Genomic DNA, 16,110 nt, shown 5'->3' on the forward strand with positions numbered 1-16,110 from the left:
GCCAGTGTATCGAAGGAATATTAAGGAATTGTTGAGGGCATGTATGGAATTTGTTAAAGAAATCCTATTTCCCGGGAAATAATTTCGGGGGGATTTCCAAATTAAAAACCGGCCTCCATTAAGGAAGCCGGTTTTTGGCCGATCAATCTTCGCGATCGACGAGTGATTTGTTTTTCTGGAATTTACGGAGTATTTCATAGACGACCGGCACGATCACGAGTGTCAGCAAGGTCGAGGACAATAAGCCGCCGATGACGGTGATCGCCAAGTCTTGGGAGACGAGGCCACCGCCACCGCTTGAGAGAGCCATCGGAATCATGGCACCAATCGTAGCGATTGCCGTCATCAGGATCGGCCGCAGACGCGTCGTTCCTGCTTCAAGCAAGGCATTGCGCACCGTCATGCCTTCGCGTTCCATATGGATGACGCGGTCGACAAGGACGATGGCGTTCGTTACGACGATCCCGATGAGCATGAGCAGCCCCATCATGACCGATACGGAAATTGTCTGGCCTGTGACATATAGGCCGACAAATGCACCGATGACCGCAAACGGCAGCGAGAATAGGATGGCGAATGGCGCAAGCCCGCCGCCGAACGTCACGACCAGGATAAAGTAAACGATCGCGATTGCCGCTGCCATCGCCAGGCCAAGCTGTGTGAAGGTTTCATTGATATCCGCCGTCACGCCGCCGGTTTCTACCGTCACGCCTGTCGGAAGATCCAGTTGATCCACATTTTCCTGGACGGCCGCACTTGGCGCAGACACGTCATTGCCCGTCACCGTGCCGGAAACAGTCGCATAATAAGCGCCTTCCGAACGGCTCAAGGTATTCAAGGTGGTGCCTTCTTCGACTTCGACCAATTCGCCGACAGTCATCATGGTACCTGCAGCTGTTGGCACAGGCGTCTCCAGAAGCTCTTCAAAAGTCGCTGCGTCTTGCTGGGCATCACGCTGGACAATGACTTCAAGTTCGCCGCCGTCTGTATTGACGGTCGTCAGCACTTCATTTTGGCCCCCGCCGGACAAAGCCATCGCGACTTGTCCCGCCGTCAGGCCATATTGGAGAATTTCCTGCTGTTCGATGCGTAAAGTATGTTCGACATAAGGATCTTCCGCATCGGAGGTCACTTCTTCCAAGCCGTCGACTTCGCTCATCGCGCCTTCGACTTGTGCAACGGTATCCATCAAGTCATCGAGGTCTTCGCTGTACAAGGTGTACGCGACTTCACTCGATGCCGCCATGCCGCCGCCCATCATATCCTGCTCGCCCCACTCGCCTGACTGGTCGAGTCCTGCAAGATAGTCCGTAACTCGGCTGCGGGCTTCTTCGAATTCATCGACTGAAATCGAATCATCAAAGATCAAATACAATAATGCACCGTCTCCGCCGCCCATCATCATCTGGGCCATATCGGCATTGGCTGAATCGTTGATCGATAATTGAAGAACGTCGATGTCTTCGCGTTCAAGCAAGTCTTGCTCGACCGCTTCGATGTTCTCGACAGTCTCTTCCTGCAACTCTCCGGCTGAAGGGGAATACGTGATGTACATCATTTTCTCGGTTTGCGAGCCGAGGAACGAGAAGCCGATCAACGGTGTCAGCGCCAAAGACCCCGCGAGCAACACGACTGCAATGATCGATGTGATCCACTTATGGTTCAAGGACTTCTCAAGGAATGAACGGAACCAAAGCGCCATCTTTCCGACTTCTTGATGCTTCGATGCTGTTTTCTTGCCGTATAATTTCTTTTTGAAGAAACTATGCGACATCGCCGGCACGATGCTGACTGCCACTGCAAGCGACGCAAGCAAAGCAAACGACATTGTCAGTGCGAACGGCAAGAACAATTCGCCGACCATTCCACCGACAAAGACCAGTGGCGCAAAGACTGCAATCGTTACAAGCGTTGATGATAAGATCGGCTTGAACATTTCGATCGTCGCCGATTGGATCAATTTGCGGCCGGATAATTTCTCTTCTTTCAAATGCATGCGCCGGTAAATATTCTCGACGACGACAATCGAGTCATCGATGACCCGGCCGATCGACACGGTAATGGCACCGAGCGTCATGATGTTCAAGGTGATATCGAGCCAGTTCAACAGGAGCAATGCCACGAAAATGGATACTGGGATCGAGACGATGGCAATGAGCGTCGAACGGAGATCACGCAAGAACACCAAAATGATCAGCACGGCAATCAAGCCGCCAAACAAGGCTTTTTCCACCATTGCAAAGACCGATTCCTCGATCGGCTCGCCTTGATCAAGCGTAATGTCGACGATCAAGCCGTCCACTTCGCTTTCCAAATCCACCATCAAGTCTTTTACTTCATTGACCACAGTGACCGTATTGGCTTCCTGGCCTTTGACGATTTGAATCGCTATCGCATCTTCGCCGTTGGTCCGGGAAATCGACTGCACTTTCCCGACCAGTTCCACATCGGCCAGTTCAGACAAGGCAACAAATGGTTCCGGATTGTCTTCTGAAGGCGTCACCGGAATCAATAAGTCACCGAACTCTTCAATAGAAGCAACCGAACCGTCGATATAGACCGCTTCTTCGCCTTCTTCAAATTCACGAAGGCCGAGCGACAAGGCAATATTGCTCGCTTCGATCATCTGCTGGATGTCTTCTTCCGTCACTTCACGGGCAGCCATCGCTTCTTCGTCATAGGTCAGATGAATTTCTTCGACATGCTGTCCAGTGACAGTCGCAGAGGCGACGCCATCAATTTTTTCGATCTCCGGCAAAATGGCCGTCTGGACACGGTCCGTCAATTCGACGATCGATTCCGTCTCACTGCTGACAGACAGTGCAACCACCGGGAACATATTGAGGCCGATCGACATGATCGACGGAGTCTCCACTTCCTCAGGCAAGTTTACGCCATCGACTGCGGATTCAAGTTCCCGCTTTTTCTCATCCATATCGACTCCGTAATCGTATTCGATCTGGATTTGGGAGACATTCGAAGAGGAATTTGAATAAACTGCTTTGACATCCTCCAGGCTTTCGACTGCCTGTTCTACAGGTATCGATACTTCTTCCATCACCTGTTCAGGTGCAGCCCCCGGGTAGACCCCCGAGACGATTAAGTAGGGAATCGAAATATCAGGGATCGACTCCATCTTCATTTGGGTTGTTGAATAAATGCCGGCAAAGGTTACAATTAAAGTCAACAGCCACACGGCAAATTTGTTTTTCAGCACAAAACGCACGAATCCTTGCACACAAATTCTTCCTTTCTTTGACGAAATCCATTTACTACTCTATAGTAATGACCGATTGGTCAAGCGTCAAACAAGTAAGGGGAAAAGAGGAATCAAATATGTCAAAAAAGCAACAGATCCTGGAATCAGCGCTTCAACTCTTTGCTGAAAACGGCATTGAAGCTACATCCGTCCAGCACATCACCCAAGAAGCAGGCATATCAAAAGGCGCGTTCTACTTGTCTTTCCCTTCAAAGGAGTCATTGATCAAAGAAATCATCGATTCATTCATGAAAGGCTTTGTCGCTGATATTGACCGAGTAGTCAACAGCTTGCAAAAACCTGATGAAAAACTGCGCCTCTATTTTCTTGCCCATCTGGCATTGCTCGAAAAGCATGCGGATTTCGCCAAGATCTACGCACAGGAGACGATGCATGCCCTAAACGAGGAAATTTTGGAGAAACTCATCCATTACGATACGTGGATTGACCGTTCGCTGCTGTCGTTATTGGACGAGTTGTATGGGGAACAGCTGCGAGGCCGCCGCTATGACTTGCTCATTTCCATCAAAGGCTTCGTGCGCATTTATTCGCAGCTGGTGTTGTTCCATCCATATCCACACGATATCGAAAAAATTGCAGAGCTTCTCGTCGAAAAGACCAACGTCCTGGCCGCCTACTCCACTACGGCTTACCTGACAGAAGAAATGGTCGAATTGCCGATGCCTGGTCCCGAGGAAGTGACCACCGAAGAAAAATTGCTGTCGGTAATCGCCGAGTTACTGGAAGACGGACAGCACCCGCCGCTCATGGCCGAATCGTTCTCGCTGCTTGCCGAAGAGCTCCAGTTGGAAACGCCAAGACGCGCGATCCTCCACGGCTTGCAGGCCAATATCTACGATTACGCTCCTGCCAAATGGCTATCATATCTATTAAAGAAATACGAACAGAAAAAAAGCCCAGACAATTGATGTCCGGGCTTTTTCAGAGTGTTGAAGAAGTCTATTAATTCATTACGAATTAGAATGGAATCGTTTTTTCTACATTCAACAATCAACGATCTCTTTAAGTATTTGGAGAAGTGTTCGCTCGACTCCTGTGGAATAGCGAGACGACCGAGACCCCGCAAGGCGCAAAGCGACTGAGGAGGCTTGGGCGCGAGCCCACGGAAAGCGAGCGATAAGCTTCGGAAAATACTGCTTTTTACATGCGCTGATTTAGTTGATTTCCACGGTCCAGTCCAGTGTGTCTTCGACTTTTCCTGTCTGGATGCCAGTGATCGTATCGTACAGCTTTTGCGACAATTCACCGATTTCGTGGTTGTTGATGATCATTTTCTGGCCTTGCCAGTTGAGTTCACCGACCGGGGAAATGACCGCAGCCGTTCCCGTCCCGAAGACTTCTTCGACTTTTCCAGCTTGGTACGCTTCGTAAAGTTCATCGATGGCCATGCGTTTTTCCGTTACCGGAACGCCCCATGAATTCAACAATTCAATGATCGACATACGCGTGATGCCTTTTAAGATGCTACCGTTGAGCTCAGGTGTGAATACTTCCCCATCGATCTTAAAGAAGATGTTCATGCTGCCGACTTCTTCAATATAGCGCTTCTCGACGCCATCGAGCCACAACACGTCCGCATTTCCTTCTTTCTTGGCATTCGCTTGCGCCTGGTAGCCGGAAGAATAGTTCCCGGCCGTTTTTGCCATTCCCGTGCCGCCTTTGACTGCGCGCGTGAACTTGTCTTCGACATGGATGACAACTGGTTGCAATCCGCCTGGGAAATAGGAGCCGACAGGAGACAGGATGACCATATACTTATATGTAGATGATGGCCCTACTGCCAAATTGGCATCCGTCGAGATAATGTACGGGCGGATATAAAGTGATGTGCCCGGTGTTTTCGGCACCCAGTCTTTTTCGAGCTTGATCAATTGCTTCAGGTGCTCAAGCGCCAAGTCTTCGTCGATCGGCGGAATGCTGAGGCGCTCACTCGACAAGTTGAGGCGTTCAAAGTTCTTCTCAGGACGGAACAGCAATACGCGCCCGTCTTCTGTGCGGTATGCTTTCATGCCTTCAAAAACCGTCTGCCCGTAATGGAAAATCATCGCTGCCGGATCCAAGGAAATCGGACCGTATGGAACGATCTTCGGTTCATGCCAGCCTTTCTCCGTTTCGTATTCCATGATGTACATATGGTCAGTGAAAGTTTGGCCGAATGGAATCTGGTCTTGCGCCGGCTTGTCTTTCTTCGCAGTATTCTCGATTACTTCCAATTGATAAGTCGTCATGGTCATGTCCCCTTCTATGCAGCAATTTTATTTTCACAATTTCGAATAATTATACACACATTTCCACGTACTGAAAAGGCTGTTCATCAAATTCGCCAAATATCGGCCAATCGGCTCAGCGGATCAATTCCATGAAATGCATGAGAATTTTCGCCGTTAATCCCCAAATGACGCGGTCTTCGTATAAATAGAAAAATTCATCCACTTGGCGCGCACGCCAGCTGTAGTTTTCGCCACCGGCAATCAAGTCATACGGAAAACTTTCCTCCGGCTGAATATCGAAATCAATGCGGTACACGCGCGGCTCGTTTTCAAGGAAAAACTTCAGCGGCACCGTGAAGACGCTGTCGACTTCAGGCGGATTCGGCTTAAAATCCGTGTCAGGATCAATAAAGCCCGCAAACGAATAGACAATCATGCCGAACGGCGAGACGATGTAATCGAGTGGAAACACATTGCTGATCGCCTCTTTGCGGATGCCAAGCTCTTCCATCGTCTCACGCAAAGCCGTCTCTTCCTCATCTTCGTCTCCGCGGTCGATGCGCCCGCCCGGAAAACAAATCTCTCCAGGCTGACGCCTCATTTCAAACGAACGCACTTCAAACAGGATATGGACGCCGTCTTCTTTTTCAATCAATGGGAGAAGAATCGCATATTTCGAGAAATCCCGGTTGCCGAGTACTTCAGGCACCCGCCCTTTGACTTTTTCCAAAATCTTTTCCGGTTCCATGCCATCACCTCGACTTTCTTTCTTCCTATCTTACCAAATAATCGAAGTGCCCGGCCTTTCAATCGCTCCGGAAAGATGAAAAATCCGAATTCCCTTGCCATCTATTGGCGAACGCACTGCGCCTTCGCTACAATTGGAGCGGAGGGGATAGACTTGAACCGAAAAACATATATCGACAACGATTCCTATATCGCGGGCATGACCGTAAAAGACCCGCAAACGAGCGGCGATAATAACTTGGCGCTCCACGCCGGAACCCATCGCGAGCATTCACTCGAAAACCGAAAAGCCTTGCTTGCTTCACTTGGCCACACCCTCGATGAACTTGTCTGCGCCAATCAAACCCACAGCAAGCATTTCCGAAAAGTGACCCGTGCAGATGCAGGCAAAGGCGCCCGCATTCTAGACGATGCGATTGCGGATACCGATGCGCTCTATACGCGCGATACAGGACTCGTGCTCTCGAGTTTTGCCGCTGATTGCGTGCCCGTAACTTTCTATCACGTAACGGAAGAGTTGGTCGGTGCCGTACATTCCGGATGGCAAGGAACCGTAAAGGAACTCGTGCCGCACTTGTTTGCCCATTTAACCGCCAATGAAAACTGCGCGCCGGAAGGATTCCGCGTCCAGATCGGCATGTCGCTCAGCCAGGAGAAATTTGAAGTGGATGAAGACGTCTACGTGAAATTCAAAGCACTCGGCTATGCCGACCCGTTCATCGAATTCAACGAAGAAACCAGGAAATACCATATCGACAATCAACTCACGGTCAAAACCCAGCTGGAACGCGCAGGCATTCCAGCCGAATATATCGACATCGACCGAAGCTGCACCTTCAAGAGTCCAGACGGCTTTTCCTACCGCGAAGACAGACAATGCGGCCGCCATATGGCTTATATCGTCAAGAAATAGCAAAAAGCTCTTCCGCATAGGGAGAGCTTTTTATAATAACTATTTGAACTGACGATCGACTGGATTATCGGTTTTTACATCCTGCTTTAAGAGAGATACAATAACTTCCTACTCTTAAACTAGAGACGGAGCGGAAATGGCTGACTCCTGGGGGACCGTGCGGGCTGGCGAGACAAATGTGTCATGCTCTTCGGCACATTGGCTCAACACCCGCCCCATTCCCGGGCAGCTGAAAACGCGACGTCCTGTCGCATCAGCTGCATGACTCGCATCCTGCGAGCCCAAAGCAGCCATTGAAGCGCAGTCTATTAGCACTGGCTATGCACACTGGCTTCAACTACCAGACGGTATAATTCATCAATTATATCTTCAAATCATCAAAATCTCCCGAATGTCCTCTTCACTCATCGATTGCACGGCTTCTGAACCGGATTGGATCATCTCATCCACCAAATCCTGCTTGCGCAGCTGCAGGTCGTACATCTTCTCTTCAATCGTTCCTTTCGCCACTAAACGCAGCACTTGCACTTCCCGCTTCTGCCCCATCCGGTGTGCTCGGTCCGCTGCCTGCTGTTCGACGGCCGGGTTCCACCACAAATCATACAGGATGACCGTATCGGCCCCCGTCAAATTGAGCCCGGTCCCGCCCGCTTTCAAAGAAATCAAAAACAGGTCCTCTTCGCCTTCGTTAAAGCGGTCGCATAATTCCACGCGCTCTTTTGGCGGCGTCGAGCCATCTAAATAGAAATACGACCTTCCTGAGCGCAAGAGCGACTGGCCGATGATATTGAGCATGCCCGTAAACTGTGAGAACACCAGCACACGGCGGCCGGTCAAGCGCGCCTCTTCCAGGATTTCCAGCAATTGCTCGAACTTCGCCGAGCCACCGGAGTAGTCTTCCACAAACAATGATGGGTGGCAGCATAATTGCCGCAGACGCGTCAGTCCCGCAAGAATGCGGATGCGGTTTTTGCGCATGCTATTGTCGCGCAGATGCTTCAAGGCTTCGTGGCGCAGTTCCGCGAGATACGCCGTGTACAGTTTCTTCTGCTCTTCGTGGAGTTCGGAATGTTCGATGCGCTCGATCTTTTGCGGCACTTCCCCAAGCACTTCCGCTTTCGTCCGGCGCAACAGGAACGGCCGCACGCGCTTGGCGATATCGGCGTTGCGCAGTTCCGCAAACTGGCTGCGGTCCGGAAGCAGCGCCGGAAAGACGACGTGGAAAATCGACCACAATTCATCGAGCGAGTTTTCAATCGGCGTCCCAGTGAGCGCGAACCGATGCCGTGCGTTCAGCTCTTTCACGGCTTTGGCGGTTTGAGTCGCCGGATTTTTAAAAGCTTGCGCTTCATCGAAGAAAATCGTATGGAAGGTCCAATCTTTATATGCCCCCCGGTCCATCCGCAGCGCCGGATAAGAAGTGATATACACATCACCGGGCTCTTTCAAGGCTTGCGTCCGCTTTGCTTTCGGGCCGTCGACGATGACCGTCTGGATCTCCGGTGCAAAGCGCTCGAATTCGGCTTGCCAATTGTACATGAGCGAAGAAGGCGCAACGATCAGCGCCGGTTCATCGCTCTTGCGGATGTCTTCCAGCACCGATTGCACAAAAGCGATGCTCTGGACGGTTTTTCCGAGTCCCATCTCATCTGCCAATATGCCGCCGAATCCGTACTTCGCCAGCAAACGGAACCAGCTGAAGCCGCGTTTTTGATAATCCCTTAAAATGCCTTCAAAATGCGCCGGCAATTGTTGTGATTGCGTCCACGGATGGTGCAGCTCTTTCAGCAAGCGCGCAAATTCCGTCCCTGTCTCCGATAATTCGTGCTGTTCGAGGCTCCCGGCAAGCCGCATGCCTTCCAGCAGCGGAATGCGCTGAACGCGTTCAAAATTATCTTCATCGATGTTCATGACAGCCAAATACTCCTCAAACGCCGCCATGCCCGGAGTTTCAAGCGACATTAACGTACCGTTAGGGATGCGAAAATAGCGCTTTTTCTCCCGAATGGCGCGGATAATCCCCCGTAATTCTTCTTCCGGTATGCCCCCGAGATCAAAGCGGAACTCCAGCCAATCGGTCCGGTCTTTCGGCAGATTGACACGGATTTTCGGCCCCGGCAAGGTTTTTTGGATGCGCATTTTCACCGAAGTTGTCGCATAGACCTCGAGCCATTCTTCGAGCAGCGGCACCGTATCGTAAAGGAAATCATATTCCGCTTCTTCGTCCTGGAGATAGAAACCGCCGTCCGTTTTCGTCAGCCGCCCCGACGCCATCAAGTCCATGATGGCCCGTTCTTTTTCGAGCTGGCGGAACACACCAGGATACTGCCGGTATGTTCCGTCGGGCTCTTCGCACGGATTGATGATGAGCTGTCCGTAATGAAATTCAAGTCCTGCAAGCAGTCGGCTGCGCACGCGATCGAGATACAGTTTCGCGCGCAGCGGCGTTTCCCCGATTTTCTCAATCGCCTTTTCAGTCACGATGACCGGCCCGAGCTTTTCCAGCCCCGGCAAGACGACTTTCATCATATGGGCGACTTGGCTTTCCTCGACCGCCAGCTCCTCGCCTGCCCCTTGCATCAATTCCTGCAAGCCTGAGAGACGCTTCATATCGGCACTGGCCGGCTGGACAATCGATTCTTCCGTCAAGGCGACGCCGTACTTCGGAAAAATTTGAAGACGCTCCAAACCACGGACGATCAAGCGGTATCCGCTAGTGCCGTGGTCTAGTCGAAATGACACTGGCAGTGTATCCGTTACGTGAAATGGCAGCACTTCCCCGAGTGGATTTTCAAATTTGGCATGCGTTATTTCGCGCAACAATGGCAACAAGCGCTCCCAATCGCTTGCGGAAACGAGCAATTTTCCGTTTTCATCCGGCTGGGGATTGCTTTTATCGAGCACTTGAAGCAGCTCCAGGACCGGTTGTTCGAGTGCATGGCGGCTTGGGTCGTATGGAATCGCTGCGGTCTCCTCGTATTGGCCATTCGACAGGGCCGAGACGAAACGCAGGGGATCCCTTACATTTTTCAAGATGGCCGTGCCGCTCCGGAACGTCAGTACCAATTGCTCTTTGCCTCCACTGCGTATGGCTGCTTCCACGTGATACGGCACGCGCCGGTCGAAGCGATGCAGCCGGGCAGAAGGCTTGTCGTCTTCTTCAAACAAGCCGAACATCTGCTCAGCTAGTGGACGCTCCCGTTGGCCAAGCTCTTCCGCGGCGATCATCACCGCTGCAATGTGATGGCAATATGTATGGATGAATCCGACAGGCGGGCAGCTGCATTCTGCATGAATGGTCCCGGCTTGTGAACGGGTTAGCTCGACGTAGAATGAGCTGCGCCCTTCGACAATAGCTGTTATGGACTGGTCATTGGCTTCTGTGATATTGACTTTTCCGGCCATTTGAAACGCTTGGCCTTTTTTATAGGCAGCCTGGCCGCATAATTTGCGGATATGTTTATCGCTGATCCAAAATTCCATAGCGGCCCCTTTCTTCTGCGTGATGATGTCGTACATTCATTATCCGGCATGCCGCGTTCGTCTTCAAGCGGGGCGCTTTACATAGCATGTGCTTTCAACTTATAATAGACTTAATTTTCAGTTATTAATTGATAGCTTGATTCCAAGGGGGAGATAGCAATGGCTCGTGCCCATCAAAGCATATTCATCCAAGCGCCGATCGACGAAGTGTTCCAGTTCGCCAAGAAACCCGGAAACTGGACGAGTTTTTACAATCATTTATCCAAACCGGAAAGAATCGAAGGCACCGGCGATGCAGGCACTGAAGTCGAGACGGTGTTTTCCATTGTCGGCTTGCGCTTCCCGGTGACGATCAATGTAATTCGCTGTGAACGCGGCGGAGATGAAGGATTTTGGGAAGGCATCATCACAGGCAGCTTTATCGCCCACCAAAAGAGCTATTACCGTTCGATGGAAGGCGGAACGGAAGCTGTCTTCGAACTGGAAATCGATCTGCCCGGCAGCGCTTTCGACCGTTTTACCGAGCGATTGGTCTACGACCGGCTGGAGAAGAACACACTTCGCCATACGCTTGAAAATCTCAAAGCGGCTTGTGAATTGGAGCGGTGAACCCTAGTTGCCCAAAGGATAAATCAACTGAGCTTGGAAAGAAACTAGCGATCATCACTGGCTCGCTTATTGAACTAATTGAAAACCCGTATGCTAAATTCCGGCATACGGGTTTTTTGGGCATTAAAAAACACCCCGCATAAATGCGGGATGTATCGATAGCTGCGGCGTATCAGGCCACGCTCCACAACGTGTTCCATAAAGGAATGCCTGTCCGTCTTATGCAGCTTAGCTCATCGCGTAGTTAACAATAGCCTATACACCGTGCCCTGTCAACTCCAAAAATCCGAAGCCTCTACCTCTTCCTTTAAAACTGACCCCTAAAAATTATTCAGAATTGATACTTTTAACTAGGTCAATTACTTGCTACAGTAGTTCAAAACTACACGGCATTGCTGGAGGGCCTTGCGCCTGGCGGATGTCCAAGAAAGAAGGAATCGTTTCATGCAAAAAACTACGACTTATTCCAGTTCCAAAACCTATGATTTGATCATCACTTCGATGCTCATCGCACTTGTTTTTGTGGCAACGATGTTGCTCAACATCCGCCTGCCGATTGCGGCAAATGGCGGACTGGTCCACCTTGGCACGACGATGCTGTTCACGGCAGCCCTGTTGTTCGGGCCGAAAAAAGGCGCCATCGCCGGAGCAGTCGGAATGGGGCTCTTCGATTTAGTATCAGGCTGGACGCTATGGGCGCCGATCACCATCATCGCACGCGGCTTGCAAGGCTACCTGGTCGGGAAAATCGCCTGGTCGGGCGGGCGCGGCGGCGAAAGCCTTGGATTCAACATCCTGGCTGCGGCGCTTTCCATTCCGGTCATGGTCGCTATCTACTATATCGGTGAAGCGATTATCTTCAGCAGCTGGATCATTCCTGCAGCCTCCATTCCAGGAAACCTGGTGCAAAACGCAGTCGGATTGGCACTCGCCATTCCAGTTGTTGCAGCGTTGAAGAAAACACCTTACTTCAGAAATTAATAAAATGCCACTCCTGACATTTCAGGAGCGGCATTTTTTATTTGCGAAGTGATTTTCTGAATCCATAAAAAGGCCGGAACCCATTGCCTTCGTAAAAAGAACTCGACGAGCTGGAGGCTAGAAGATCGATTCTTGTATCTGGGTGCAACGCGTGCACAAAATCCAGTAACTTTTTCCCAGCCCCGCATCCTCTAAATGGTTGAGCTACAAGCAGTTCGCTAATATACGTGCTGACAGAGCCGTCGGTGACTCCTCTTATATAAGCTATGAGCCCCTGGTCTTGTGATTCTGCCACATAAGCGATGTTCAAGTTTTTCCACGCTTCTTTTGTTTGGATATTTTTCTCCACCAGACCTGTCCATCCTTGTTGTTGGTTCAACCGTTGGATGTGCTCCAAATCTTTTTCTTCGTAGCTTCGGATCGTAATCTCCAGCGCATCCCCTGCCTGTGCCATATGAATGCCTCCTGCCGAAATAGTTTAATTGCTTTCCAAAACTTGCAAAAAAACCGCCAAGATTGCTCTCGGCGGTTTTCTCTTCATTAAATTTGCGGTGTTAAATCTTCCGGCGCATGGTCGGCCGGTTTCACTTCATTCAAATCCAGCGTTTCTGCTGTGTATTTATGCACATGTTTCAATAGCTCTTCGTTGTTCATCAAGGATTTGCCGTAGGACGGAATCATTTCCTTGATCTGTGGCTCCCATTTTGCAAGGTCTTCAGGGAAGCAGCGTGCGAGCACGTCGAGCATGACATGGACCGCTGTCGATGCACCCGGGGATGCACCAAGAAGCGCAGAGATCGTGCCGTCTGCTGAGCTGACGACTTCCGTGCCGAATTGCAGCGTGCCTTTGCCGCCTGCGTCGGTATCTTTGATGACCTGAACGCGTTGTCCTGCGACAACGAGCTCCCAGTCATCGCTTTTCGCAGCCGGGATGAATTCGCGCAGTTCTTCCATGCGCTGTTCTTTCGACTGGATGACTTGCTGGATCAGGTATTGTGTCAGCGACAAGTTTTTCGCTCCGCCTGACAGCATCGTCAATACGTTATTCGGCTTGACGGATGCCACCAAGTCCATATAAGAGCCGGTTTTCAGGAACTTCGGCGTAAAGCCTGCGAACGGCCCGAACAACAAGGATTTCTTGTCGTCGATAAAGCGGGTATCCAAGTGAGGCACGGACATCGGCGGTGCGCCGACTTTCGCTTTGCCGTAGACTTTCGCGTGATGCTGTTCGATGACTTCCGGGTTTTTGCAGACCATGAACAGGCCGCTGACCGGGAATCCGCCGATATGCTTGGATTCCGGGATGCCGGATTTTTGGAGCAAGTGGATGCTTGCACCGCCGCCGCCAATAAAGACGAACTTCGCTGTGTGTACATCGAGTTTGCCGGTCTCCAAGTTTTTGACTTTCAGCAACCAACGGCCATCTTTCATTTGTTTCAAATCCTGCACCACGTGGCGGTAATGAACGTTTACGTCTTCTTTTACGAGACGGTCGAACAGCATGCGCGTCAAAGCGCCGAAGTTGACGTCCGTGCCCGTATCGATTTTTGTCGCCGCAATCGGCTCGTTGTCTTGGCGGTTTGCCATGATCAACGGCATCCATTCTTTCAGCACTTCCGGGTCTTCGGAAAATTCCATGCCTGTAAAGAGCGGGTTTTTAATCATTGCGTCAAAACGTTTTTTCAGGAAACGGATATTGTCTTCGCCTTGCACCATGCTGATGTGCGGAAGCGGGCGAATGAATTCTTCCGGGTTTTTCAACAATCCCGTTTTCACGAGATGGGACCAGAACTGGGCCGATACCTGGAATTGTTCGTTGACGTCAATGGCTTTGCTGATATCCATCGTGCCGTCCGGTTTTTCTTTCGTATAGTTCAATTCACAAAGGGCTGCGTGGCCTGTACCGGCGTTGTTCCATTCGTTCGAACTTTCTTCGCCAGGGCTCGATAATTTCTCGAACACATTGATTTTCATATCTGGGGACAATTCTTTCAGGAGAATCCCCAAAGTCGCACTCATAATACCAGCACCGATTAAGATTACATCTGTATCAGTTTCTCTATTGCTCATGTATACCTTCCTTTTCTACGCAAGTATTAGCGGCTTTCGAGTCCACCGCTTCCGTGTTAAATCCATCATCTATTGTATGCCTGTGTGACACAAAATTTCTACTACTAACGGACAATTATAAACCATTTTGCGTAAGGATTAAAGAAAATAAGCCTTTTGTGCAAAGCCATGAGATGAAAAAGCAGATTCCTGCACTGAAGGCGCGTAATCCCCCTTCGAACGAGCAGCTTAGTCTATTCCGCAATCTGCGCCCATGCAAAAAGAGACCGTCATTGCGACGGTCTCTACAGGGTCTTCAGTACAATTGAGTTTTACCAGCTTGGCTTGGAAGCGAATTTCTTGTATAGGGCAAGCAGGCACCAGAACAGCCAGGCCGTGGCGAGAAAACTTACCATGTACCCGATCGGGGAAACCGTATAGCCGAATGACACTTCCGACTGTAACACGTGCTCATTCGCCCATAACGCTTCGATATTCGGCTGATACAGCATCGTTTTCGCATATCCGACCGTAAATGTAACAATCCAATACAAAAGATGGACCATCATCGCCCCAGCTGCTGCCTGGCATATCAGCTTCATCCCGCTCACCCCTTTTTCCATATTTTAGCACAAAAATGGAAGTGAACCTATATAGAATTCCAACTGTTCCCAATTTTTTAATTTATGTTCGGTTCGCGCTGTGGAATGGGCAGCTGATGACATGATCGTCGACCATTCCTACTGCCTGAAGAAACGAGTAGGTCGTGACCGGGCCGACAAATTTAAATCCGCGCTTTTTCAAATCTTTGCTGAGCTTTACCGACAATTCCGATTGGGCGGGTATTTGCCCGTCCGATTGCCATTCGTTGATCACCGCTTGGCCGTCAGTGAAACTCCATAGATACTCGGCAAAACTCGTGAATTCGGATTGGATCTCCTTCACCGCCCGTGCATTCGTGCGGACGGATTGGAGCTTGGCACCGTGTTTGATTACGCCGTATTGTTCCTTGATCTCAGCAAGCGCTTCATCCGTCAATGCGGCGCAATAATCTATATCGAAATTGTGAAAAGCCTCTTTGTAGCTATCGCGTTTTGACAGCACGATCTGCCAGGACAAGCCTGCTTGGGCGCCTTCCAAGCTCAGCATTTCAAATAAATAGCGTTCATCGCGGCTTGGCCGGCACCATTCCTCGTCGTGATAGGCCTGCATCCGTTCGTCACCTTTCGGCCATTCGCATTGCGCCATTGGAGCACCTCTTCCTGTTTTTTTATGATGAAAAAAAAGAAGCGGCAATCCTTCCCGCTTCTTTACCGATTATCGTCTTCCGGCGTTTCCCGTTCCTCTACTTTGACACTTTTTACAGGTGTTTGTTGATTCGGCACATCGTCCACTTTATTGGACTTGCTCTTTTTCAGCATCACAAGGATACTGCCGACCAAAAGCCCGGTAATGAGCAAAAAAAGGCCAAAGATGATGAGCGCCACCGTAATTCCACCAGGCATTTCCATTTTTATTTCCCCCTTTCGCTATCGATCCTTAGGTTCTTTTCACTGTTCATTCTCCAGTTTTTTAACGCGCAATTCCAGTGCCTTGATGCGCTTTTGCAAATCCATTTCATCCGCATGCAGCTTTTTGTTCTTGTTGGCCGATGACTTTACGGCAGCTACTACCAGCACGATCGCCAAAATGAAAAAGCCCAGGAGGAAGAACGTTGCAATGATATCGCCTATATTGAACATCATCATATTATCCACAATTCATATCCCCTTCCAATCATGGTGTAAACTTCTACAAACTTTATAGAAAACCCTTTTATCGTCGCATGCAGTCAATAT

14 protein-coding genes are annotated in these 16,110 nt (G+C 50.3%); 4 read left to right on the forward strand and 10 right to left on the reverse strand.

Translation table 11 applies throughout. From position 1 onward, the window contains the following. Positions 1–142: 142 nt before the first annotated feature. Complete coding sequence (locus M1Q06_RS16225; protein WP_434400740.1) at positions 143–3,238, reverse strand: efflux RND transporter permease subunit; 3,096 nt, start codon at positions 3,236–3,238, stop codon at positions 143–145. Between the two features lie 98 nt (positions 3,239–3,336). On the opposite strand from M1Q06_RS16225, the gene M1Q06_RS16230 reads away from it, so the two are divergent. Next, positions 3,337–4,188: a TetR/AcrR family transcriptional regulator gene (locus tag M1Q06_RS16230; RefSeq protein WP_434400742.1), complete on the forward strand. Its 852-nt coding sequence runs from the start codon at positions 3,337–3,339 to the stop codon at positions 4,186–4,188. 246 nt (positions 4,189–4,434) lie between these two features. Here the strand turns inward: M1Q06_RS16230 and M1Q06_RS16235 are convergent, their stop codons facing one another. Together M1Q06_RS16235 and M1Q06_RS16240 are read right to left on the reverse strand one after the other, a co-directional pair. Further along, positions 4,435–5,508 (reverse strand): branched-chain amino acid aminotransferase, encoded by a 1,074-nt coding sequence (locus M1Q06_RS16235; RefSeq protein ID WP_434400744.1) that lies wholly within the window; start codon positions 5,506–5,508, stop codon positions 4,435–4,437. Between the two features lie 115 nt (positions 5,509–5,623). Beyond that, positions 5,624–6,238 carry an NUDIX hydrolase gene (locus M1Q06_RS16240; protein WP_434400746.1) on the reverse strand — a complete coding sequence of 205 codons (615 nt, stop codon included), beginning with the start codon at positions 6,236–6,238 and terminating at the stop codon, positions 5,624–5,626. Between the two features lie 153 nt (positions 6,239–6,391). On the opposite strand from M1Q06_RS16240, the gene M1Q06_RS16245 reads away from it, so the two are divergent. Continuing rightward, positions 6,392–7,150: a polyphenol oxidase family protein gene (locus M1Q06_RS16245; RefSeq protein ID WP_434400748.1), complete on the forward strand. Its 759-nt coding sequence runs from the start codon at positions 6,392–6,394 to the stop codon at positions 7,148–7,150. A 369-nt stretch (positions 7,151–7,519) separates the two neighbouring features. On the opposite strand, the gene M1Q06_RS16250 is transcribed toward M1Q06_RS16245, so the two are convergent. Further along, positions 7,520–10,633 (reverse strand): SNF2 helicase associated domain-containing protein, encoded by a 3,114-nt coding sequence (locus tag M1Q06_RS16250; RefSeq protein WP_434400750.1) that lies wholly within the window; start codon positions 10,631–10,633, stop codon positions 7,520–7,522. A 159-nt stretch (positions 10,634–10,792) separates the two neighbouring features. Here M1Q06_RS16250 and M1Q06_RS16255 point away from each other — a divergent pair, with 159 nt between their 5' ends. Continuing rightward, positions 10,793–11,242: an SRPBCC family protein gene (locus M1Q06_RS16255; RefSeq protein ID WP_434400752.1), complete on the forward strand. Its 450-nt coding sequence runs from the start codon at positions 10,793–10,795 to the stop codon at positions 11,240–11,242. Positions 11,243–11,686: 444 nt separating this feature from the next. After that, positions 11,687–12,223 (forward strand): ECF transporter S component, encoded by a 537-nt coding sequence (locus tag M1Q06_RS16260; RefSeq protein ID WP_058382354.1) that lies wholly within the window; start codon positions 11,687–11,689, stop codon positions 12,221–12,223. 37 nt (positions 12,224–12,260) lie between these two features. Here M1Q06_RS16260 and M1Q06_RS16265 read toward each other — a convergent pair whose 3' ends face one another. From M1Q06_RS16265 to M1Q06_RS16290, 6 genes are all read right to left on the reverse strand, one after another. After that, positions 12,261–12,677 carry a GNAT family N-acetyltransferase gene (locus M1Q06_RS16265; protein ID WP_404335536.1) on the reverse strand — a complete coding sequence of 139 codons (417 nt, stop codon included), beginning with the start codon at positions 12,675–12,677 and terminating at the stop codon, positions 12,261–12,263. Positions 12,678–12,763: 86 nt separating this feature from the next. After that, positions 12,764–14,293 carry a malate dehydrogenase (quinone) gene (mqo, locus tag M1Q06_RS16270; RefSeq protein ID WP_434400754.1) on the reverse strand — a complete coding sequence of 510 codons (1,530 nt, stop codon included), beginning with the start codon at positions 14,291–14,293 and terminating at the stop codon, positions 12,764–12,766. Positions 14,294–14,604: 311 nt separating this feature from the next. Further along, on the reverse strand, positions 14,605–14,874 hold the full coding sequence (locus M1Q06_RS16275) for a hypothetical protein (RefSeq protein ID WP_434400756.1): 270 nt from the start codon (positions 14,872–14,874) through the stop codon (positions 14,605–14,607). Positions 14,875–14,956: 82 nt separating this feature from the next. Next, complete coding sequence (locus M1Q06_RS16280) at positions 14,957–15,520, reverse strand: DNA-3-methyladenine glycosylase I (RefSeq protein WP_434400758.1); 564 nt, start codon at positions 15,518–15,520, stop codon at positions 14,957–14,959. Positions 15,521–15,582: 62 nt separating this feature from the next. Next, a complete protein-coding gene (locus M1Q06_RS16285) occupies positions 15,583–15,783 on the reverse strand; it encodes a hypothetical protein (protein ID WP_121299280.1) in 201 nt (66 codons plus the stop codon). A 39-nt stretch (positions 15,784–15,822) separates the two neighbouring features. After that, positions 15,823–16,029, reverse strand: a complete 207-nt coding sequence (locus M1Q06_RS16290) for a hypothetical protein (protein ID WP_434400760.1) — start codon at positions 16,027–16,029, stop codon at positions 15,823–15,825. Positions 16,030–16,110: the final 81 nt, after the last annotated feature.

Source organism: Planococcus sp. 11815 (assembly GCF_051096385.1).
GTDB classification, from domain to species: Bacteria; Bacillota; Bacilli; order Bacillales_A; family Planococcaceae; genus Planococcus; species Planococcus citreus.